This is a genomic window from Hyphomicrobium sp. CS1GBMeth3, from assembly GCF_900117455.1.
In the GTDB taxonomy this organism is placed as follows: domain Bacteria; phylum Pseudomonadota; class Alphaproteobacteria; order Rhizobiales; family Hyphomicrobiaceae; genus Hyphomicrobium_C.
The window spans coordinates 473143-495974 of sequence record NZ_FPHO01000002.1; the positions used below are offsets into that span (position 1 = coordinate 473143).

16 protein-coding genes are annotated in these 22832 nt (G+C 62.0%); 3 read left to right on the forward strand and 13 right to left on the reverse strand.

Going from position 1 to position 22832, the window contains the following annotated elements; genetic code table 11:
• Positions 1-19: 19 nt before the first annotated feature.
• From CS1GBM3_RS02260 to CS1GBM3_RS02300, 9 genes are all read right to left on the reverse strand, one after another.
• The gene (locus CS1GBM3_RS02260) at positions 20-1309 is read right to left on the reverse strand and encodes a S41 family peptidase (RefSeq protein ID WP_083566968.1); all 1290 of its coding nucleotides are present in this window, start codon (positions 1307-1309) and stop codon (positions 20-22) included.
• 423 nt (positions 1310-1732) lie between these two features.
• Entirely contained in the window at positions 1733-3163 is a 1431-nt protein-coding gene (gene lpdA / locus CS1GBM3_RS02265) for a dihydrolipoyl dehydrogenase (protein ID WP_083566970.1), read from the reverse strand.
• A gap of 6 nt (positions 3164-3169) precedes the next feature.
• Positions 3170-4435: a 2-oxo acid dehydrogenase subunit E2 gene (locus tag CS1GBM3_RS02270; protein ID WP_072390824.1), complete on the reverse strand. Its 1266-nt coding sequence runs from the start codon at positions 4433-4435 to the stop codon at positions 3170-3172.
• Positions 4436-4443: 8 nt separating this feature from the next.
• Positions 4444-7116, reverse strand: a complete 2673-nt coding sequence (aceE, locus tag CS1GBM3_RS02275; protein ID WP_072393502.1) for a pyruvate dehydrogenase (acetyl-transferring), homodimeric type — start codon at positions 7114-7116, stop codon at positions 4444-4446.
• 169 nt (positions 7117-7285) lie between these two features.
• Positions 7286-9667: a xanthine dehydrogenase family protein molybdopterin-binding subunit gene (locus tag CS1GBM3_RS02280; RefSeq protein ID WP_083566971.1), complete on the reverse strand. Its 2382-nt coding sequence runs from the start codon at positions 9665-9667 to the stop codon at positions 7286-7288.
• A 3-nt stretch (positions 9668-9670) separates the two neighbouring features.
• Entirely contained in the window at positions 9671-10123 is a 453-nt protein-coding gene (locus tag CS1GBM3_RS02285) for a (2Fe-2S)-binding protein (protein WP_072390827.1), read from the reverse strand.
• 41 nt (positions 10124-10164) lie between these two features.
• Complete coding sequence (locus CS1GBM3_RS02290) at positions 10165-10524, reverse strand: hypothetical protein (RefSeq protein ID WP_139247740.1); 360 nt, start codon at positions 10522-10524, stop codon at positions 10165-10167.
• Between the two features lie 152 nt (positions 10525-10676).
• A complete protein-coding gene (locus CS1GBM3_RS02295) occupies positions 10677-12401 on the reverse strand; it encodes a PQQ-dependent dehydrogenase, methanol/ethanol family (RefSeq protein ID WP_210186194.1) in 1725 nt (574 codons plus the stop codon).
• Between the two features lie 85 nt (positions 12402-12486).
• Complete coding sequence (locus tag CS1GBM3_RS02300) at positions 12487-13107, reverse strand: QcrA and Rieske domain-containing protein (RefSeq protein ID WP_072390835.1); 621 nt, start codon at positions 13105-13107, stop codon at positions 12487-12489.
• 621 nt (positions 13108-13728) lie between these two features.
• On the opposite strand from CS1GBM3_RS02300, the gene CS1GBM3_RS02310 reads away from it, so the two are divergent.
• The gene (locus CS1GBM3_RS02310; protein ID WP_139247741.1) at positions 13729-15078 is read left to right on the forward strand and encodes a porin family protein; all 1350 of its coding nucleotides are present in this window, start codon (positions 13729-13731) and stop codon (positions 15076-15078) included.
• Between the two features lie 122 nt (positions 15079-15200).
• Here the strand turns inward: CS1GBM3_RS02310 and CS1GBM3_RS02315 are convergent, their stop codons facing one another.
• From CS1GBM3_RS02315 to CS1GBM3_RS02330, 4 genes are read right to left on the reverse strand one after another with little or no spacing between them, the layout of a single operon-like run.
• Positions 15201-15851 (reverse strand): LutC/YkgG family protein, encoded by a 651-nt coding sequence (locus tag CS1GBM3_RS02315; protein WP_139247743.1) that lies wholly within the window; start codon positions 15849-15851, stop codon positions 15201-15203.
• Entirely contained in the window at positions 15848-17269 is a 1422-nt protein-coding gene (locus CS1GBM3_RS02320) for a LutB/LldF family L-lactate oxidation iron-sulfur protein (protein WP_072390849.1), read from the reverse strand. The genes CS1GBM3_RS02315 and CS1GBM3_RS02320 overlap by 4 nt, the downstream gene beginning before the upstream one ends.
• Positions 17269-18066, reverse strand: coding sequence for a (Fe-S)-binding protein (locus tag CS1GBM3_RS02325; protein WP_072390851.1), 798 nt, complete (start codon positions 18064-18066; stop codon positions 17269-17271). The genes CS1GBM3_RS02320 and CS1GBM3_RS02325 overlap by 1 nt, the downstream gene beginning before the upstream one ends.
• A 23-nt stretch (positions 18067-18089) precedes the next feature.
• Complete coding sequence (locus tag CS1GBM3_RS02330) at positions 18090-19703, reverse strand: L-lactate permease (RefSeq protein ID WP_244534578.1); 1614 nt, start codon at positions 19701-19703, stop codon at positions 18090-18092.
• 222 nt (positions 19704-19925) lie between these two features.
• On the opposite strand from CS1GBM3_RS02330, the gene CS1GBM3_RS02335 reads away from it, so the two are divergent.
• Positions 19926-20690, forward strand: a complete 765-nt coding sequence (locus CS1GBM3_RS02335; RefSeq protein ID WP_139247744.1) for an FCD domain-containing protein — start codon at positions 19926-19928, stop codon at positions 20688-20690.
• 52 nt (positions 20691-20742) lie between these two features.
• A complete protein-coding gene (locus CS1GBM3_RS02340; RefSeq protein ID WP_072390857.1) occupies positions 20743-22734 on the forward strand; it encodes a sigma-54-dependent Fis family transcriptional regulator in 1992 nt (663 codons plus the stop codon).
• Positions 22735-22832: the final 98 nt, after the last annotated feature.

Below are 22832 nucleotides of genomic sequence, written 5' to 3' on the forward strand. Positions count from 1 at the left end.
CCGGTTTCATCTCGGTTTGCTATCCGCGCGTATCCTCGCTCAATACCTGAACGGCTTTCTCCAGTTGCGGGTCGCGGCCGGCGGCGTAGGGAATGTCGAACGGCACCTCGATGGTCGGCGTCACGCCGACGCCTTCCAGGCGCTCGCCGTCGACCGCGACGTCGTTGACGGCCACCATCAGGAAGCTGCCATCGGACAGGAGGTGGCCGCGGCCGGCGAGCAGGGCGCCGGCGGTCGTCGTGCCGATCACCTCGCCGAGGCCATACTTCTTGAAGCCGTAGGTCAAAACCTCCTTGCCGCTGCGCGTGCCGCCGTTGGCGATCAGCGCCACGGGCTTGCGCCATTTGAAGCTCGCAAAGGAGGTTTTGCCGTCGCGCTCGGTGAAGGTCATGTCGGGACCGCGCGTGTTGAAGATGTCGAGATAGCGGGGCTGCGCACCGCCCCATCCGTCGCGCAGGTCCCAGATCAGGGCGTCCGCGTCCTTCAGCTTGCCGCTTGCGAGCTCCTCCATAAGGATGTTCTGGAAATCCTCGCCGGCGTAGGACCAGACGTGAATGTAGGCGAGGCGCTTGCCGTTGGCCTCGATGATGCGGGCGCTGTCGCGCATGGCCGAGCGGAAGGCCTTGCCGGGCTCTATGCGCTGCGGGTGCGCGACGACGTTCGTGAGAGGTCCGTTCCGCTCTCGGCGGATAGCGATCTTCACGTGCGAGCCGACCTTGTCGCGAAAGGAAACCACGGGCTCGAACGGCGCGCCGTCGACGCTCACGATCTCGTCGCCGACACGCAGGCCGGCTTTGTCGCCTGCCAGCCCGGCCAGCACGCCGGCGACGAATGTCTTGCCGTCGGTATCGCGCGTGAACACGCCGATGCCGGGATACGAGATGCCATTCGGGAAGTGCTTGGAGAGGGTGCGCCTCAAGCCATAGCGGAAGATGTCGGCGAGCTGGTAGTAGGCCGGGTCGTCCGCCATGGCGTGGATCATGTGCGAAGCATCGAGCTCGGCGAGGAGCGCATTGATGGCCGCCGAACGCTCCTTCGGTGTCTTTGCCGCAAGGTAGTGCTGGCGATGGCTGGTGGTCAGGGCGTCCCAGTCTCTTCCTTTGAGATTGCGGTCGTAGAAGTTCTGTCGCACGAGGCGCGCCGCCTCGTCGAACACCTCCGCGGACGCCTTTTCGCGGGCTTCGGCCCGTGGAGCCTCGGCCAGGGCAGGAAATCCTCCCATCGGCGCCAAAGACACCGTGAGGGCAAAGGCTATGGCGCCTGCTGCGCCGGCTTTCGACCGTCGGCTGAGGAAGCCTCTCGCGTGCATGGGTTCTCCTTTCGTCGATGCCCGGCGACGTGAGGGACATATAGGAAGCGCTCGGCCATCGGACACCCAGCCGGGGGCGGGGGAAACCGAGGGCTCTGCTGCACCCAATGCAGCGCTTGATCCTGCTGAGTAAATGCAGATATCGCGCAGTATGGCTTTTGTGTGCACGACGCTAAGCGCCGGCCCCCGAGTGGAGCCGCGGGCGGTGCCCCAGGACGGTTCCGTCGATGACCGCTACAATCCACAAATTCTGTGTTGCCCGATGATGGATGGATTGGACCGAAAGTTCCCTTTGGTCAGCGAGTTTGCGAGCGACGTGTGCAAGACACGTGCAGTGGGAAGTGGTCTCGGTGATTTCTTGCACCACGCTTTCCTTTCTCCCCCGGAGATACCTCTTCGACCAGATTCGCTTTCGATGCCGCTCTATTCCCGATGCTCGCGTCGCGGCATGAGGTCGGTAATCGTACCTTCGAACATTTCAGCCGACTGCGCGAATGTCTCCGACAACGTCGGGTGCGGGTGAATGGTGGCGCCGATGTCGGCTGCGTCCGCGCCCATCTCGATGGCCAGCGCCGCTTCGGCGATGAGATCTCCCGCGTTGGGGCCAACGATGCCGCAGCCCAAGATCCGATGCGTCTCCGGATCGAACAGCACTTTCGTTAGGCCCTCATCGCGCCCGAGCGACAACGCGCGGCCTGACGCGGCCCACGGGAAAGCGCCCTTGCCGTAAGCGATGCCTTTGTCCTTGGCTTCGGTCTCGCTCAGCCCCACCCAGGCAACCTCAGGATCCGTATAGGCAACGGACGGGATGACGCGCGCATCAAACGTGGAGTTCATCCCTGCGGCAGCCTGGGCGGCGACCTTGCCCTCGTGCACGGCCTTGTGGGCGAGCATCGGCTGGCCGACGACATCGCCCACGGCAAAGATGTGCGAGACGTTAGTCCGCATCCGGCGGTCGACGGGAATATAGCCGCGTTCGTCGACGGCGATCCCGGCCGCGTCCAGGCTCAACTGGTTGCCGTTGGGGGTACGCCCAACGGCAATAAGGATTTTGTCGAAAGTTTCACTTCGAGATTGCCCTCCGCTCTCCAAGGTGACGGTCAATCCGGCGGCTCCTGCATCAACCTTTGTCACCTTGGTCTGGAGGTGGATGCTCTCATAGCGCGCCTTGATGTGCTTCAAGAGTGGGGCGACGATGTCCCGGTCGACGCCGGGGATGATCTGATCCATCAGCTCGACCACGCTCACGCGACTGCCGAGCGCGTGGTACACCGTCGCCATCTCGAGGCCGATGATGCCGCCGCCGATGACGAGCAGCCGCTTCGGGACGTCGGCGAGGTCGAGGGCGCCCGTGGAGTCGAGCACGCGAGGGTCCGTATTCGGGACAAAAGGCAACTTTACCGGCTCGGAACCGGCGGCGATGATGGCGTGCGCGAATGCGATCCGGGTCACCGCGCCGTCGTGCGTCACCTCGATCTCGTGAGGCGAGACGAAGCGGCCAGTGCCGGTCACGATGGTTACCTTGCGTTGTTTGGCGAGTGCAGCCAGCCCGGAGGTCAGCTTGCCGACGATGCCGCTCTTCCAGCCGCGCAGCTTGTCGAGATCGGGCGTGTGCGCGGTGAAGCTGAGGCCGGCGGCGGCCATTTCGTGCGTCTGCTCAATCACCTTGGCGGCGTGCAGGAGCGCTTTCGACGGGATGCAGCCGACATTGAGACACACGCCGCCGAGGACGGGAGCCCGCTCGACGAGCACGACCTTCTTGCCAAGATCAGCGGCGCGGAATGCGGCAGTGTAACCGCCGGGACCGGCGCCAAGAACGAGAATTTCGGTTTCAAGTTGGGGAGGTGGTGTCATGGGATTTTACAGAACCAGATGGCGAACGTCGCCGAGAAGTTCGGCGAGGCGGCGGGTGAAGCGGGCGGCGAGGGCGCCGTCGATGACGCGATGATCATAGGAGAGGCAGAGCGGTAGCATCAGGCGCGGAACAAACGTCTCGCCGGTCCACACCGGGCGCATGGTGGCGCGTACGACGCCGAGGATCGCAACTTCGGGCGCATTGACGATGGGCGTGAAGGCGGTGCCGCCGATGCCGCCGAGGCTCGAGATCGAAAAGCTCGCGCCCTGGATGTCGGTGGGGGCGATCTTGCCCTCGCGCATGCGCTGAGATACGGCCGAAAGCTCCTGGCTCAGCTCGAGGATCCGCTTCCGGTTGACGTCCTTGATGACCGGCACCACGAGGCCGTCCGGCGTGTCGACTGCAACGCCGATGTTGTAATAGTGCTTGAGGATTAGTGCGTCGCCTTCGGGGGTCAGCGAGGCGTTGAACTCCGGGTGCTGCCGCAGTGCTCCAACGCATGCCATCAGTAGGAACGACAACAGCGTCACGCGATACCCCTTGGGCTTTGCCTCGGCATCGAGTTGTCGGCGATAGGTTTCGAGATCTGTGATGTCAGCCTCGTCGGTATGGGTGACGTGCGGGATGTTGAGCCAGGCACGGTGGAGGTGGGGCCCTGAGAGTCGCTTCAGGCGCGAGAGCGACTGGACCGTCGTGGGGCCGAACTTCGAGAAGTCCTGCTGCGGGATTGCGGGTATGCCGGCGGCCGTCGCCGGTGGCGGTCCGCCGCCTAGCGCGCTCTTCACGTCGTCCTTTGTGATGCGCCCTTTTGCTCCGGTGCCTTTTATCTTGGCTAGATCGATGTCGAGTTCGCGTGCCAAACGGCGCACGGAGGGGCTGGCGAGGACGCCGCCGAACTCTGTCGGCACGGGTAGCGTAGCGGTGTCGGCGTGCGGGGGGGAGGCGGGGGCCGGTGCAGCATTTCGCGGACCTTGAGACGCGGGCGCTGGCCCTGCGCGTTGCTCCTGAGCGTTGCTTGCCAGCGCGTTCGCGGCGTGGCCATTCGGCTCGAGCTTCAGAATGAGGCTGCCCTCGCTCACCTTGTCGCCGACCTTTAGCAGGATCTCGGCGACCTTGCCGGCCGACGGCGCGGGCACCTCCATGGTCGCCTTATCGGATTCGAGCGTGATCAGCGGGTCTTCTACCCGGACGTCGTCACCGGGCTTCACCAACACTTCGATCACGGGCACATTGGCGAAGTCGCCGATGGCCGGAACTTTCACGTCGATCATGGGGCGTCCTAGATTTTCACCGGGTTGGCTTTTTCGGGGTCGATGCCGTACTTGGCGAGCGCTTCGGCTACCCGTGTCGAGGGGATCTTGTTCTCGTTCGCCAGGGATTTGAGGGCCGAGACCGCGACGAAGTGCCGGTCGACCTCGAAGTGGAAACGCAGCTTGCGCCGGTAGTCGGAGCGTCCGAAGCCGTCGGTGCCGAGCACGCGATAGGTGGTGGGGACAAAGGCGCGGATCTGCTCGGCAAACGCCTTCATGTAGTCGGTGGAGGCGATCACGGGTCCAGAGCCGTGCTCGGCGAGTTGCTGGGTGACATACGGCACGCGCGGCTGCTCCAGGGGATGGAGAAGGTTCCAGCGCTCAATCTCCTGCGCCTCGCGGGCGAGCTCCGTGAAGCTCGTCACGCTCCAGATGTCGGCGGGGATGCCGAAGTCGTTCTCCAGCAGCTCGGCAGCTGCGATCACCTCGCGCAGGATCGCACCCGAGCCCATGAGCTGTACACTGGGGTCGCTTTTCAGCTTTCCGTCTTTCGCCCGCTCCTTGAGGAGGTACATGCCCTTGACAATGCCGTCCTCCACGTCCTGGGGCATGGCGGGGTGCTCATAGTTCTCGTTGAGCACCGTGATGTAGTAGAAGACGTCCTCCTGCCGCTCGACCATGCGGGCCAGACCGTTCTGGACGATTACGGCCAGCTCGTAGGCGTAGGTCGGATCGTAGGAGACGCAGTTCGGGATCGTTGCCGACATGAGGTGACTGTGGCCGTCCTCGTGCTGCAAACCTTCGCCGTTCAGTGTCGTGCGTCCGGAGGTGCCGCCGATCAAGAAGCCGCGCGCGCGCATGTCGCCGGCCGCCCAGGCAAGATCGCCGACACGCTGGAATCCGAACATCGAGTAGAAGATGTAGAACGGGATCATCGGCACGTTCGATGTCGAATAGCTCGTGGCTGCGGCTATCCACGACGACATGGCGCCAGCTTCGTTGATGCCCTCCTGCAGCATCTGGCCCTGACGATCCTCCTTGTAGAACATCAGTTCGCCGGCATCCGACGGCCGGTAGAGCTGGCCCACCTGACTGAAGATGCCGAACTGGCGGAACATGCCTTCCATGCCGAAGGTTCGACTTTCGTCGGGTACGATCGGTACGACGCGTGGCCCGAGCGTCTTCTCGCGCAGGAGCGTCGAGAGGAGGCGCACGAATGCCATGGTGGTCGAAATTTCGCGGCCGTCGGTGCTCTTGAGCTGCCCTTCGAACAGTGACAGCCCGGGCGCCTTGAGGCTTTCGCTCGTCTTGCGGCGCGCCGGCAGATAGCCGCCCAACGCCTCTCGCCTTGCGCAGAGATATTTCATCTCCTCGGAGCCATCGGGAAAGCGGATCAGCGGCAGTTTTGCAAGCTCGTCGTCGTTGACAGGAATCTGGAAGCGGTCGCGGAACTGCTGAAGGGCGTCGATCTCCATCTTCTTCTGCTGGTGGGTGATCATCTGCCCCTCGCCAGCATGTCCCATACCGTAACCTTTCACGGTCTTGGCGAGGATGACGGTGGGTTGACCGCGATGCTCGACGGCGCGCTTGTAGGCAGCGTAAACTTTGGACGGGTCGTGGCCGCCACGGGTCAGCTTCCAGATCTCGTCGTCCGTCCAGTCGGCGACCATGGCTGCCGTTTCCGGATAGCGCCCGAAGAAGTTTTTGCGGATGTATGCTCCGTCCTTTGATTTGAAGTCTTGGTACTCGCCGTCAACGCATTCTTCCATCAGCTCGCGCAGCTTGGCGGTCGTGTCGCGGGCGAGAAGCTCATCCCAGGTCGAGCCCCAGATGACCTTGATGACGTTCCATCCAGCGCCGCGGAACACGCCTTCGAGCTCCTGGATGATTTTGCCGTTGCCGCGTACGGGGCCGTCGAGCCGCTGCAGGTTGCAGTTGACGACGAAGATCAGGTTGTCGAGCTTCTCACGGCCGGCGAGCGCAATGGCGCCGAGGCTTTCCGGCTCGTCCATCTCGCCGTCGCCGCAGAACGCCCAGACGTGCCGATCGTCCGTATCGGCGAGGTTGCGGCCGTGCAGGTACTTCAAAAAGCGCGCCTGATAAATGGCCATGATGGGTCCGAGTCCCATCGAGACGGTGGGGAACTGCCAGAAGTCCGGCATGAGCCACGGGTGGGGATAGGACGACAGGCCACTACCGTCGACCTCTTGGCGGAAGTTTGTTAGCTGCTCTTCAGTGAGCCGGCCTTCTAGGAAGGCGCGCGCATAAATCCCCGGTGACGAATGACCTTGGATGAAGAGGAGGTCGCCGCCGTGAGTTTCCGACGGCGCGTGCCAGAAGTGTTCGAAGCCGGTGTCATAGAGCGTGGCTGCGGACTGGAAGCTTGCGATGTGGCCGCCGAGCTCGGACGAGGACTTGTTGGCACGCAGGACGATTGCGGCCGCGTTCCAGCGGATCGCCGAGCGGATACGGTGCTCGACCTCTCTCACGCCCGGATGCGGCGGCTCCTCGTCGACCGCGATCGTGTTGACGTAGGCTGTGTTTGCGGCGAACGGTAGCCGCGCACCGGAGCGCCGTGCGATCTCGACCGCGCTGCTCAAGACCTCGTCTGCATGGTGCCGGCCCGCGAATGCGAGAACGGACGAAATCGCGTCCTCCCACTCGCGAAGCTCCTGGCCTTTTTCGTCGGGCTTGTCGTGCATGTATCCAAAAGCCTTGTTTCGCATTGTGTCGCGCTGCGAAGCAGCCAAGCTGGTTCGCAGCAAGCGTCAGAGGCAGCCCGCGGATCTCGCCGCGGCTCGTTATGTTTGGAGGGAGGTGGCGCTCCGCGATCCCGTAAGAGAAGGCCGCGCCACTGGCGCGGCTTCACGCTCACGCATCGATCTTTTCTCCTGTCGGCAGGCTGCGCAGCCGCTTACCGGTGGCGGCGAAGACCGCGTTACACAGGGCCGGTGCGAACGGAGGCACTCCCGGCTCGCCCACACCCGTCGCGTGGTGCGACGGAGACGTGGGCTCGATGATGTGCATGTTGACCTTCTGCGGAAAGTTCGACATGCGCGCGACTTCAAAATCGTTGAAGTTCGATTGCTCGACCTGCCCGTCCTTGAACGTGATGCTGCTATAGAGGGCCGTCGACATGCCCATCACTGCTGCGCCTTCGATCTGCGATCGGATGCGCTCCGGATTGATGTAGAATCCGCAATCGATTGCGGCCGTCACCTCGGGCACGCGGATGATCCCGTTGCCGTCGATCTCCGCATGCACGACCATCGCGACGTACGAGACGAACGAGCGATGCACCGCGATTCCGAGCCCCTGCTTGGAAGGCAGCTTCTTGTTCCAGCCGGCTTTCTCGGCGGCGACTTCAACGACGTTCTTCAGCCTCGCGGTGTCGATCGGGAACTCCGCATATGGCTCGCCATAGTTCCAGAAGTCTTCGGGCATGCCTGAGGCTTTCGGATCGATCTTCCGGTCCGAGCCGATCAACTCGATCAGGAGTTCCTTGGGATCGCGGCCGAGCTTGTAAGCCAGCTCGGAGACGAACGACTGCACGGCAAAAGCGCGCGGAATGTTCGACACCGAACGGAACCAACCGATGCGTGTATGCGCGAAGGCCTGGCCATTCTCGCAGCGGATGTTCGGGATCTCGAACGGCATGTCGGCAAAGCCCATGCCGTACTCGATGTTGAACTGGTAGCCGCTGTCAGCAGCGAACGTCGACAGGATGGACGGCGCGACGGAGCGGTGCCGCCATCCGACGACGTTGCCTGCCTTGTCCAACGCGGCCTCAATGCGCTCGATGGATGTTGTGTGGTAGAAGGCGTGACGCACGTCATCCTCGCGCGTCCACTGGAGCATGACGGGAGTCCCACCGAGCATTTTGGAAAGCTGCACGGCCTCGATCATGTAGTCGCATTTCGATTTGCGGCCGAACCCTCCACCGAGCAACGTCACGTGAACGGTGACGTTCTCAATGGGCACGTCCAATGCCTTGGCAATGTCCTCCCGAGCGCCGTACGGGCTCTGCGCCGGGGCCCACACCTCGATCTTGCCGTCGGTGATCCGCGCGAGCGCAACGGGCGGCTCCATGGGTGCCTGGGCGACGTGGCTCTGGTGGTACTCCGCCGTGAACACCTCCGCGGCACTAGAAAAGGCGCTGTCGGGGTCGCCCTGGTTGCGAATGATCTTACCCGGCTTCTGGGCGGCCGCGCTCATCTCCTCGCGGTAGGTGGCGGAATTGTAGCTTGCGTGCGGCCCGTTCTCCCATTCGATCGTCAGGGCGTCGCGGCCTTGCATGGCCGCGAACGTCGACCGCGCGACGACGGCGATGCCGCCGAGGGGCGCGAACTTGGCCGGCGGCGTCGAGCCCTCGATCTCGTGGACGGCCTCGACACCGGGGACTTGCAGCGTCGCGGTTGCGTCATACTTTCTTATTTTTCCGCCAACCACAGGCGGGCGGGCGATGACCGCATACTTCATGCCGGGCAGGCGCACATCGGCGCCGTATTGAGCCGTACCGACCGTGATGTCATGCAGATCGACAATCTGTGTTTTGCCTTTTCCGATGTAGAGGAAGTCCTTCGGCATCTTGAACACGAGCTTGTCACGCGAAGGAACGGGCTGGCTCATCGCCGCTGTTGCCAGCTCGCCGAAGCCGAGGCGCGTCGTGGTCTCAAACGTTTCGCCCTCGGCCGTTCGTTTTTCCAACAAGACGACATGGTGCATCTTCGCCTTGCAGAGGGACTGATCCACGCCCCATTTGGCGGCGGCAGCAGCCTCCAGCATGGTGCGCATCGCGGCGCCGCATTCGCGCATGGGCTGAATGAAGTGTCGAACGCTGCGCGAGCCGTCGGTGTCTTGGTTGCCGTAGCGCGGCTCATCTCCGGGCGCCTGGATGACGCGCACCCGCGACCAGTCCGCCTCCATTTCGTCGGCCACGACCATGGGCAGGCTGGTCTTTGCGCCCGTTCCCATCTCGGAGCGGTGCGCTACGATGGTGACGAGGCCGTCCGTATCGATGGCGACGAAGATGTGAGGATCGTTGACCACGCCGCGCGGCATGGCGGCTGCCCCTGTTGGATAGGCGTCATAGGCGCGGGCGGTGCCGCCAGGGAGTATCTGCAGGGCGACAGCGACGCCGGACGTCTTGAGCACGCCGCCGATGAAGCTGCGCCTGCTCACGTTCCAGATGACGGCCCGCGCGTCGACGGCGCTTCCGGTGGCTGCCGCGTTCTTTTCGAAATAGTGATACATGGATCACACTCCTCCTGCGGCGAGGCGAACGGCAGCGTGGATGCGCTCGTAACAGCCGCAACGGCAGATGTTTCCAGCCATCTCCTCGACGATTTCGGAATCACTTGGCGCGCGGTTCTTGGTCAGCAGGGATGCGGCCTGCATGATCTGACCGGCCTGGCAGTAGCCACACTGAGGCACGTTAAGCTCGCGCCATGCTTTTTGGACGGGATGGTTCCCGTCGGGGTTCAGGCCCTCGATCGTCGTGACGCTCTTGCCCTTGGCCTCGCTCACAGTCGTGATGCAGCCACGCACGGCGACGCCGTCGAGGTGCACCGTGCAGGCGCCGCAAAGTCCGGCGCCGCATCCGAACTTCGTTCCCGTGAGCCCCAGCTCATCGCGGACAAACCAAAGCAGCGGCGTGTTGGGATCGCCATTGAACTGGCGATCCTGGCCGTTCACGGTGATGGTGAGCATTCGCAGTCCTTTCTTCGATCTGAGTTCGGCTGGCGTACCGCTCAGTCGACGTCCTCGCCGGGCTTTCTCTTGTTGAGCAGCACGATGCGATAAGCACCCTCTAATTTGCCGATCAGGAAAACCGTCGCCGGTGTGACCGATGCATCGTCCGCGTCGTCGTAGGTGACACGCAGAAGATCCGACACCGGTAGATTGAGCTTGAGATTGCCGAGGCTCTGCAGATCCCTCCGCGTCTCTATGTCGGCCGGTTCGATCTCGATTTTCTGGATCGGGCGTCCCAACGAATGGCGGATCTGGCTCGAGACGATACGGCGTTTGAATGGGCTGACACCGTTCCAGAGCACCAAGCGTTCGATGGTCGGAAAGTCTCCGGCCTCGATTGCTTTGCGAACTTCGCTCACGAGTTCGTTCTGCGACGTTGGCAGGCCGGGTGCGGCCGCCCACGCAAGGCTTTGAGCGGAAGCAACGAAGGCAAGCGCAACGAGAGAGAGGAGGCGGCGTGAGCCGCCTCCTTGGTTCCGCCCGAAAAGGCTGTGGTTTTTCAAGGCGGACCTCATTTCTTGAGTGCGAAGACCCAGATTGTTCCGCCCTGGGGAACCGGCGGGAGCTTGCGGTCCTCGGGGAGGATCTTGTTCATCAGGCTGTGCATGCGTTCTGCGTCCACGCCCCATCCGGACTGCACGGCGATGTACTGGACACCGTCGACCGAGAAGCTGGACGGTACGCCGGTGACGCCCGAATTGGTCGCGAACTCCCATAGTTTCTCGCCACTCGTGGCGTCGAAGGCTCTGAATTTGCGATCGACCGTGCCGCCTGCGAACACAAGGTTGCCGGCAGTCGAAAGCAGCGGCGCCCAGAACGGAGTGTCAGCGAAGTCGTGCGTCCAGGCCTGCTTGCCGGTCTTCACGTCGAAGGCCTGCAACTGACCGATATTCACGGGCTTCGTCGGATCGACCTTGTCGCTCCAGCGAAGGCTCGAGAAGAGATCGTCGACCGAAATGCTGAGCCAGAGCTCGCCCGGCTTCAGCTTGTCGAGCTTGCCGGTTCCGCCGTACTCGCTGCACAGGTTGCGGTGCGACGGAATGTAGATCAGGCCGGTCTTGGGATTGTAGGCTTCCGGCGGCCAGTCCTTGCCGCCCCACAGGCTTGGGCAAAACTTCACGACCTTGGATAGGCCCGGAGTCCTGTCGGGATGGTAGCTCGGGCGACCGGTCTTCGGATCGATGTTTTCGAAGACGTCCTGCTCGACGTAGGGATCAGCGTGGACGAAGTCGATGTCGTTGCCCGAACGTGCGAGCCACCAAAGGTAGCCGTTGCGGCCAGCGTGAACGAGGCCCTTGTAATTTTTCCCGTCGCGCGGGTAGTCGATCAGGAGCGGGGCCGAGACCTCGTCCCAGTCCCAGGCATCGTTCCAGTGGTACTGGTGATGTCCTTTGATCGCACCGGTCGTGACGTCGATGGCGATTACCGAGGTTGTGTAGAGATTGTCGCCCGGACGCGCGTCCGGCATCCACGGAGCGCCATTGCCGGTACCGAAGTAGGCGAGCTTGGTTTCCGGATCATAGTTGCCCTGCATCCAGATGGAGGCACCACCGGTCTTCCAGTCCTCGCCGCGCCACGTATTGCTGCCCGGCTCGCCGGGTGCAGGCACGGTATATGTTTTCCACGCGATCTTGCCCGTCTCCGCATCAAGAGCGGTGATTGAGCCGCGAACGCCGTACTCACCGCCCGACACGCCGGCAATCACCTTGCCGTCGGCGATGAGGGGAGACAGCGTGCTGTACTCGCCGATCTTCCAATCGCCAATGCACGTTTCCCAGACTTGTTTGCCGTTCGTTGCGTCGAGGGAGATCACGCAGGCATCGAGCGTTGCCAAGTAGACACGATCCTTGAAGAGTCCGACGCCGCGATTTGTCGGGTGAAGCTGGAAGAGCTCCTTTGGGAGCTTCCTGCGGTGGCGCCAGATCTCGTAGCCGGTCTTGGCGTTCAGGGCGATGACGTTGTTCTCGGGAGTCGAAACGAACATGACGCCGTTGTTGACAATCGGAGGCGCCTGGTGGCCCTCCTGAAGTCCTGTCGCGTACGACCAGACCGGTACGAGGTCTTTGACATTCTCGTTAGTGATTTGCTCGAGCGGGCTGTAGCCCCAGCCGGCATCGTTGCCGCGCCAGCTCAACCAGTTTTCAGGCTCCGGATTGCGTAGTCGCTCCTCGGTCACGGCGCTGTATTCGGACGCCGATGCCGGCTGGCAGCCGATCGTCCCTAGGGCCACAAGCATACATGCCGCGGCTGTACCCACACTTGGTTTCATTTGCTTCCTCTCTGGTAGATTTGTTCTGCGCGTGTTTTTTTTGATCGTGACGTCAGCCCGTTCCGCCCGGAGTTCTCGAGAACTCGGCGCTTGCCGTGATGTAGCCCTCGGCGTCGATGGCTAAGAACACCATCGGCAACGGGTCGGATGCCGGTCCTGCGACCGGCTCTCCATTGTCCGAAGCGTCGAACTCGGACATGTGGCAGAAGCAGCGCCAGTGGCTGTCTTCCGCATTCCAGGATGTGATCGAGCAGCCCTTGTGTGTGCAGACTGCGGAGAAGGCGACTACACCGGATGCTGCTGCAGCAGGGGTGTCGGGTTTGACGTCGGAAAGCCGCGCGAGGTTCACCATGTTGAGGCGCGTTTCATTGCGCAGCAGCCCCGTTTCTGAATCGATCGGATAGGCGCCCAGGATTGCAGTTCCCGGGGCGATATCCTCCAAACGCAACGGTTTCAGGGGACCATTCTCAACTTCAAGCGCGAAGCGATCACCGGGTTTCAGCGATTGTGCAAGCTCGCCTTGGTCCGCTTTTGCGGCGGACTTCAGCAAGCCGCCGGCAGCGGCAACGCAACCGGAAACAGCAAGGCCCTGAATGACGATCCGGCGGCCGACGGTAACCGTGCCAGTGCTCTCCGGACCGGCCGTATGGCCAGCTCGTGTAACCTTCGACATGTTCCTCCCGATCTCTTTTTTCGTTGTCGTGCGAGCCGCGGATCGGCCGCCGCTCGATGCGACATCCACTCCGCGAAAAAGAGGGGTCAGCATGAATCGTGCCAGCAGCCAGCGTGCGACGTGGGAAGGTGCGGAGGCGGTTGCGGAGGGTGGGGGCTAACGTCGCGAGAACGCGCGGAAATTTGTCGGAATCGACATTGGTCTATTGCGCGTTCTGCGTGCGAGGTTTGGGGCGGGACGGCCAGCTGAACAAACGTCAACGGTAGACCACGTTACATCACGCAGAACCGCTGTGATGTCACAGTGTGACGCGGGAACAGATGTGAGCGCAGATGTGGGAAGCAGCGCGCGGCGCGCTCATTGTTGCCGGCCGAGCACATCTTTTCCGCAAACGGAGAGTCCATCTCCATGTGGTTCTCTTTGTGTGCGTCTAAGAAAGCGTTTCTCCATCTGCATTTTTGCGTTCGCGGCTGTCGCCGTCATGCGATGCGAATTTTCTCCTGTGCCACTCGAGCGCATTCTTGGCACGCCCCTTGCCTTTCTCACCGCGCGTCATCCACGAGTTACGAAAAACGCGGCTGCGATCGCGCAAATGACGCGAGAGATTGAAAGGAGAGAGGAATGCGTGGGGGTAGAAGAAGAATTTCGGGCACGGCACTGATCGGTGCGGCTGCCTCGGTGCTCATGAGTGACAGCGTGCTGGCTGCGGACCTCGGAGGAAACTGCTGCGCTGATCTCGAGGAACGGGTCGCCGAGCTCGATGCCACGACGGCTCGCAAGGGGAACCGGAAAGTCTCGCTGACCATTTCAGGCTGGATCACCGAGCAGATTCTCGGTTGGGATGACAGCATCGGCTCGGACGCCTATGTCGGGACGAGCTTGAATGACCTCGGCAACCGTCTTCACTTCGATGGAAGCGCTCAAATTGACCATGAGTTCTCCGCCGGTTTCAGCCTGCGTCTGGATATCACCGGCGCCAACGGTTTCGTTCAGGATGCCTTCAATTCCAACGGCGGCGACGGCCCGCCAGGTACATTGAACTCCTATTGGTGGCTGAAGAGCGAACGGCTGGGACGCATCTCTGTCGGGCGTCAAAGCCAGGCTTCGGATGACACCTGGGTCGACGTGTCCGGAGCCGGCAGCATTTTTGCCGCCAACCTCGTCATCTTCGACGGGCAGAACTTCCAGCTTGTTCCGAAAGGAACGAAAACGCGTGCCAAGGCCCGGTGGGGTGATATCGGCAACTGCTACACGACCGGCGTGGGGATCTTCGCCGACTGTGGCGGTGACAGAACGAATAGCGTTCGCTACGACACGCCGACGATTTATGGATTTGTCGGATCGACGAGCTGGGGGCAAGATGATTTTTGGGACGTCGCTCTTCGCCACAGCGGGGAGTTCGGCGCCTTCAAGACGGCGTTTGGCATCTCATATCAGGAGAACACGGACACACGCATCAACACGATTACGGATGCAGGGATCTTCCAAGTCAGCTTCGCGGCGCTACACACTCCGTCGGGCCTGTTCGGCAGCGTCTACTACGGGCACGAGACTCCGGACGGGTTCAAGGATACCGATCAACTCTATCTTAAAGCTGGTATCAGAGCGAACCTCAATGCGCTGGGCGCCACCGTCTTCTATGGCGAGTACGGTCGCGGCACTGACATGTTCAGCGGCCTCGAGGGCGGCGCCGTCTTCAGTGGCGTTACCGACATCTGTGATGGCTTTGCGGGCACGGGCGGTAAGATTGACACGGCATGCGGTGTTGCGGCCTCAGTCGAGGCAAGCGGCTCCACGTTCGAGCGCTTCGGCTTCGGCGTCGTTCAAGAGATCGATGCTGCATCGATGGCGATCTGGCTCAAGTACAAGAACTACGGCGGGGAAGTCGATTTCGTTGCCGACGGTGGGAGGGGGACCGAGGACCTTGAGGATCTCCATCTCTACGCCTTGGGTGCCGCGATTTTCTTCTGACCTTGCCCGTGATGCGACACTTCTCCCGAGGTGGCCCTTGGGGGGCGATTGAGCAAATCGCCCCTCTTTTTTTTGCGCGCCGGTTGTGACGCGCCGTCGGATGGCCCCACCTCTGGTGAGACTCAACCGTCACAAAGGATGAGGTGGACGCTCTTTGGCCCGTGAGCGGGCCGCACGATGATTCCGCCAACATCTGCAGTGCGCGATGGGCCCGAGATGATGTTGACCGTGCGGGGCCAGTCTGCACCTTTGGAGCGTACCAGCGCCCAGGCGTCCTCGGGGTAAGCCACGATATCCGACGTCTTGAGGACAATGACGTGGGTATCCGGCAGGAAATTTAGCGTCGTCGGAGATGCCGAGTCGGATTGCAGGACCACGCTGCCCGTTTCCGCTATGCCGGCGACGGCCATCGTGACGCTCAGGGGCTCTTTCTTACGTCCGGCGCCGATGTTGATGTGCCAGTCGCTCGGCCACCCCAAATGCTCCAGCGCCGGCGCGACGCTGATGTCGGGGGGCTCGGATGATTGAGGCAGAAGCGCCTGGACCGAGGGCACCAGCATCTGCAGCGAGGCGATGCGCTCGACCGTGATGAGATTGGCCTCTGCCTTGGCGACGAACTGACCCAGCCGATCGTCGTCCAGCCGCGGACGCGGCCCGGCGGGCGGCTGGTTCAGCCGATGCTCGAGCTCTGTCACAGTCTCCTCGGAGCGTTGCGGACGCCCCAGTGCATCCCTGATCCGCGCCAGCATGTCATCGCGTCGACTACCGCTCACTGCTGCTGGTTCCTCTTGGCCCACGCCGTATGAAATGTCGTGCCTTGCGGCGCCGGCATGTCGCGTCCTGCCGTCCACCCGCTCGCGAGTGGTAGGCGTTTGAAGCGGCCGCTGGATTGGCCCATCAGTCCAAGCATCGCAATGATGAGCCGCGTGGACATGCGATAGAGCGTGGGGCGCGCGGCGAACCAAGCCCACAGGCCGATGCCCCACCGGACCTTGCTCTTGATCAGGCCCGCTTCCCACTGGTCGTGGCGCAACCGCCGCAAAAGATCGGGGAGGGGAATCTTGACTGGGCAAACTTGCTGGCAACGCCCATTGAGCGTGCAGGCGTGCGGGAGCTCGCTGGCTTTATCGTGACCGGCGATCATCGGCGTCAGCACGGCGCCCATTGGCCCGGGGTAGACCCAGCCGTAAGCATGGCCACCCACCGCCAGATAGACGGGACAGTGGTTCATGCAAGCGCCGCACCGGATGCACCGCAACATGGGCCTGAACGCGCCGGCGAGCATCTTGGTGCGTCCGTTGTCGACGAGCACAACATGGTACTCATCGGGGCCGTCCTTATCTCCGGGACGGCGCGGTCCGGTGGACAGCGTAGTGTAGCTCGTGATCTCCATGCCGAGGGCGCTGCGCGCCAACAGGCGCAGGAGAACGGTCGCGTCGTTCAACGTCGGTACGACCTTCTCGATGCCGGCCGTCACGATGTGCACACGGGCCAGCGTAGACGTGAGATCCCCGTTACCCTCGTTGGTGACGATGATGTTGGATCCGCTTTCAGCAACGAGAAAATTTGCACCGGTGATGCCGACGTCAGCCGCGAAGTACTTGTCGCGCATGATAGAGCGGACCTGGGAGATGAGTTCTGCCGCATCGGTTGCGCGCGCTGTGAAGCCATAGGCACGATGGTGCTCGTGGAAGAGGTCGGCGATGTCATCCGTCGTCTTGTGGATGGTGGGCATGACAATGTGGCTCGGCGCCTCCTTGGCGAGTTGCACGATGTATTCGCCCGCGTCCGATTCCACGACCTCGAGGCCGTCGGCTTCCAGCGCCTCATTGAGCCCGATCTCCTCCGACACCATCGATTTGCCTTTGACGACGGTCTTGGCGCCTGCGCGCGCGCAGATATCGCGGACGATACGGCAAGCCTCGTCGGCGTCCTCGGCCCAGTGGACGTGGCCGCCCAGGCGCACTACCTCCCGCTCGTAGCGCTCGAGATAGAAATCGAGGTTTTCGAGAGTATGGTCCTTGATCGCCGCACCGGCTTCCCGCATGGCCTCGTATTCCGGTAACGCCGCCACTGCCCGGGCGCGGGCAGCGACGAAGCCACGCTTGAGGTTCGAGACCGACTGCTGGAGGCTCACGTCGGCGAGAGCCTCGGAGGCGCGCGCGCTGAAATCCTGGGTGTTGATTTGCATCAATCCTTCTCCGGATCGCCAATGCCGGCCCGGTTCGCCATGCCGGCGAGCACCTCCGCGGCATGGAAGACACGGACCGTCTTTCCGAGACGCCGCAGCCGACCGGCGATGTTCAGGAGACAGCCGAGATCGCCGCCGAGCAACGTGTCAGCACCGCTCATGTCGACATTGCCAACCTTGTCGGAGACCATTTTGACGGAGATCTCCGGGTACTTGACGCAGAAGGTGCCACCGAAACCGCAGCAGGTCTCTGCATCCTGGAGTTCGGTGAGCGTCAAGCCATCGACGGCGTGCAGGAGCCGGCGCGGCTGATCCTTGATCCCGAGGCTGCGCAGGCCGGAGCAACTATCGTGATAGGCCGCCTTGCCTTGATAGGTTACTTTGGCCGTCGAAACGCCCAGCACGTCGGTCAGAAACGACATGAGCTCGTAGCTGCGCTCCGCAAGCACCTCCGCCCGCTCGCTCCAGGCGGCATCGTCCTTGAACATCACAGGATAGTCCTTGCGGATCGTGGCCATGCATGAGCCGGAGGGTCCGACAACGTAGTCGTAGCCGGCGAACGTCTCGATGACTTGCTTTGCGATGCGACGCGCCGAGGCTGCATCCCCGCTGTTGTAGGCCGGCTGGCCGCAACAGACCTGCTGCGGCGGAACCTCGACGATACAACCTGCATCCTCGAGCAGTTTAACCGCGGCGAAGCCGATGCTTGGCCGGAAGAGATCGACCAGACACGTGACGAAGAGGGCAACTCTCAGCCCTCCGTTCGTCCCTGGCGCTGCAACATCATTTTTCGTCATCGTGGCCAACTGCCGGGCATAAGTTAAGGTGCAAGCAAGGTGAATGGCCAGACGTAGACTTGTGCAGTCACAAGCAGTCCGACAAGCGTGGCCAGTGCCACGCTGTGGAAGAATACGAAGCGCAGGATCGTTCCCTCGTGCCCGTACCATTTGGTCGCCGTGGAGGCGACGACGATGCTCTGTGCGTCGATCATCTTACCCATGACGCCGCCGGAGCTGTTGGCAGCGGCCATCAGTGTCGCGTTGATCCCAAGCTGCTCGGCGCTCACACGCTGCAGACCGCCGAACAGAACGTTCGAAGCCGTGTCGGAACCGGTGAGCGCGACGCCAAGCCAACCGATCAGCGTTCCAAAGAACGGGTAGAGCCATCCCGTATTGGCAAGGACGAGGCCCAAGGTGGCGTCAGTTCCCGAATAGCGGGTGACAAACCCGATTGCGAGCATGCCGGCGATGGTGATCAGCGAATAGCGGACGAGGTAAAGCGTGCGTCCATAGATGCGTATTATCTGCAAAGGGCGGTGCCCCAGAACGAGGCCGGAGAGCAGCGCGGCAATCAGAATGCCGGTGCCGGTTGCTGAAATCAGGTTCAGATTGTAGACCGCCGTTTCCGCGTGAGGCACTGCCACAACGGGCGGCATCTTCTGTACGAGACCGTCGAGTCCTGCGACAGGATGCTTGTAGGACCACAGGCTGTCGAGGAAAGCCTTGACCTGAGGTGTGCCCCACAAGAACACGATTGCGCTCAAGAGGAGCCATGGCGTCCACGCCCGCAGCAGGGTCGCACGTGATATCGTATGCGCGACGTCGTTGCTCGGCTGCTCCGGCTGTGTTGCGACGTCGCCGTGGCCCGCCATCTCGCGCGCGGGTTCCCAGACTTTGAGGAACAGAGCGAGGCACGTCATCGATACGACAGCGGCGATGATGTCTACGAGCCATGGACCATGATAGTTTGAAACGATGTACTGAGGCACGGCGAACGATATGCCCGCGACTGCAATCGGCGGCCACACGTCCATCATGCGACGAAAGCCGACATAGGCCCAGATCACCCAGAATGGGACGATTACCGAGAATAGCGGGAGCTGTCTGCCGATCATGCCGCTCAACTCGTGAAGGTCGAGGCCGGTCACCGCTGCAAGCGCAATGACCGGGGATCCAAGCGCGCCAAAGGCAACCGGCGCCGTATTGGCGATGAGCGAAAGCCCCGATGCTGCCAGCGGCGGAAAGCCTAGGCCGATGAGCAAGGCTGCCGTTACGGCGACCGGCGTGCCGAACCCTGCTGCTCCTTCGAAGAACGCGCCGAGCGAGAAGGCGATGAATAGCACCTGCATGCGGCGGTCGCTGCTGATGCGGCTGATACTGCGCTGTACGACGTCGAACTCGCCGTTCTCGGTTGTCAACTGATAGAGGAAGATGACGTTGAGAATGATCCATCCGATAGGGAGAAGGCCGAAGGCTGCGCCGTAGGCGGCAGCCAGACCAGCCATTCCCGGTGGCATGCCGAAGGCAAAAATGGCGACAAGGAGCGCTGCCGCGAGCCCCAGAAGGGCCGCGTAGTGCGCCCTCACTTCAAAAAACGCGATCGCACCAAGAAGCACGACCACAGGAAGCGCTGCCGTGGCGGCAGACAGCAGCATGTCCCCGAAGGGATCATAGACTTGAGACCACACGTGATTTTCCACCCTATATCCGGCGGGTCTTATCGGTCATGTCTCTGAACCGCCCGCCTTTGTGGTAAAATTATTAGACCAAAATATCTAGTTGGGGAATAGATAGCTTCAATTGACAGATCTGGATAATCTATTACTCCTGTAGGATCGATGGTTGTTCCGCGTCTCCAAGGGGCGAGTGTTAGGGCAATGACCGAACGCATTAGGCCGCAACGCGTGGCAGAGGCGATAGCGGACCATATTGAAAAGCTCATTCTGCAGGGCGTGCTCAGGCCGGGTGAGCGGCTGACACCGGAACGCGAGCTTGCCGAGAAGCTCGACGTGTCACGGCCCTCCCTACGTGAAGCGATCGATACGCTCGCAGCCCGCGGCCTCTTGGTTACGACTCGGGGCGGCACGCATGTGGCGCAGTTCCTGTCGCCGCTGCTCAAGCCGCTCGCCTCACTGCTTGAGGACAATCCGCAAGTGACGGCCGACTATTTCGAGTTTCGCCAAGGGGTCGAAGGGCAGGCCGCGCGGTATGCGGCCTTGAGAGCATCGGACGTCGACAAGGAGACCATCCGGTCTTGCATCGAGCGGATGAAGAGGGCGCACGATATCGAGGACCCCACACAAGAGTCTCACGCCGATGTCGATCTGCATCTCGCAATCTACGAGGCTGGGCACAACGCCGTGGTGCTCCACATCATGAGGGGGTTGGCCGAGCTCTTGCGCACGAATATTTTCTACAGCCGGCAACAGCTTTACGAGCGTCCATCTGTGCGCACCAAGCTCTTGGCTCAGCACGTAGCGATCGCCGATGCGATTCTGGCGGGAAACCCCAAGGCGGCCGAGGCCGCTGCGACAGATCATGTCCGCTTCACCTTCAACAGTGTCGAGGACATCCTCCGCGACAGCATGAGGCTCAAGGCGTCTCTGCTGCGCGTTGAGAGAAACGACTATCTGGCGAAGTGAAGAACAACAATGCGCCCAGGTAATTATGAGAACCTGCCGGGAGGGGCGAAAAATGAATGTGCTTGGCAAGGGAAAGACGGCAACGGTTCGGTCTTCCGAGTACACTCATACGAAGGGGATCATCGACGAGATAACACGCAGCGAGGGCAGCGTCGCTGACGGAGTTCCAAACATCGTTGCGTCGTCCTGGAGACGCTGCGTCAGGGAGTACAAACTCGATCGGTCCCGGCACAAAGGGCCGGAGATCGTCACGACAAACGAGTTCAAGCGCGCGGCTGATCCGCTCGATCTTCTCATTCACGTGGCCAAACCGGAGATCGATTGGCTCATGGGGAGGGTGGCGCCGCTGAACTACGTTATCATGCTCTCCGATTCCAATGGCATCGCGCTCGACGTGTTGAGCTCAACTCCGCCCGATCAGGCATTGCGCCGCGTGGGCGTGTGCGCGGGGGCCGATTGGCGCGAGGATCAAGCAGGGACAAACGGTATCGGCACGTCGATTGCCAGCAATTGTGCGGTCACCGTTCATCGTTCGCAGCATTTCTTTCTCAATTACTCGGGCCTCACTTGCACGGCGGCCCCGATCGTGGATTCGAACGGTAGGGTGATCGCGGCGCTTGACGCCTCGTCGGTGGTGAACCTGCCGCAAGAAATGCAGTCGTTCGTGCTCGAGCTAGTTTCCGCAACGGCGCGACGTATCGAGCGGCGCTATTTTCTGGAGCGCAACCGTAGCAGGACCATTCTGCGGGTCGAGGCGGGGCTCGTCGGCGCGCAGGATGGCAACGGACTTATGCTTGCGCTGGACGACACTGGCCGCGCCGTGGAAATGCTGGGCGGTGCGGGCGGCGATCTTCGTATCGCCGATTGCCAGGCCATTTTAGGTAATCCGGTTTGCGATATCATGGAGGTCAATTGGCAGGATGTCGCCCGTGGCCATGAGGACGCCTCCGTCGAGCGCATAGGTATCGCGCGGCTTAAGGGCAGGGACCGTCCGTGTTTTGCGAGTCTCACGATGCCGCACCGCTCCAGCGGAGCCAGACTTGCCAAGTTTGCTTCCATTTCTCAGCGTGCGGCAAAGCCGCAAACCGTCACCGGTAACTGCCCGCTCGACCTCGATTTGCTCGCCGGTAGCGATCCAGTCATGCGCGGGCATGTCGAGACGATCCGCAAGCTCGTCAACAAGCGACTGCCAATCCTGCTGCAAGGGGAGAGCGGAACGGGCAAGGAAGAGTTCGCGCGTGGCATCCATGAGGTCGGGTCGCGTGCGACCAAACCTTTTGTAGTCATCGATTGCTCGTCCATTCCTGAAAGCTTGATCGAGAGCGAGCTGTTCGGCTACGAGACGGGAACATTCACAGGCGCCCGTCGCGAGGGGCGGCGAGGGCGCATTGCCGAGGCAAACGGCGGTACACTGTTTCTCGACGAGATCGGTGATATGCCGCTCGCGCTGCAGACGCGGCTTCTTCGTGTTCTGGCACAGGGCGAGATCGTGCCGCTCGGTTCCGCGAAGCCGATCAAGGTCGATTTCAACCTCATATGCGCAAGCCATCAGAATCTGCTGAAGATGGTGTCGGAGGCAAGGTTTCGCCAGGATCTCTATTACCGGATCGCAGGCATCCGGTTGGAGCTTCCATCCCTCAGGGCGCGTGCCGACAAGGCTAACGTCATTCTAGGCGCGTTGGAGATCGAAGCGACCCACATGGGGTTCAGTGCGACGCCGCGCGTTTCTCCGTCGGCATTTGCCATTCTTCTCGCGCATAAGTGGCCGGGCAACATGCGCGAGTTGCGCCTAGCCTTGCGCTACGCGTTGGCTAGCTCCGGAGGCGACGAGATCGCGGATAGTCGATTGCCAGACTGGCTCAATCTCGATGGTACGGGCGCTTCCAGCGACGCGTCGGGCGACGATGGCCCGGTTGCTCCGGATTTGATCGAGGTTCTAGAGCGCAACCGCTGGTGCATCTCCGACGCCGCATGTGAGCTCAGGGTCAGCCGGCAGACGCTATACCGCTGGATCAAGAAACAAAACCTCAATCGGCCAAGCTGAGCCGGCCCTGCCGGGTCGAGCGTCACGTTTGATGAATGAGGGCACAGACACATCCCACGCAGCCAGTTTGCTAGCCTCTGTGCGATCCTCGACCTCGC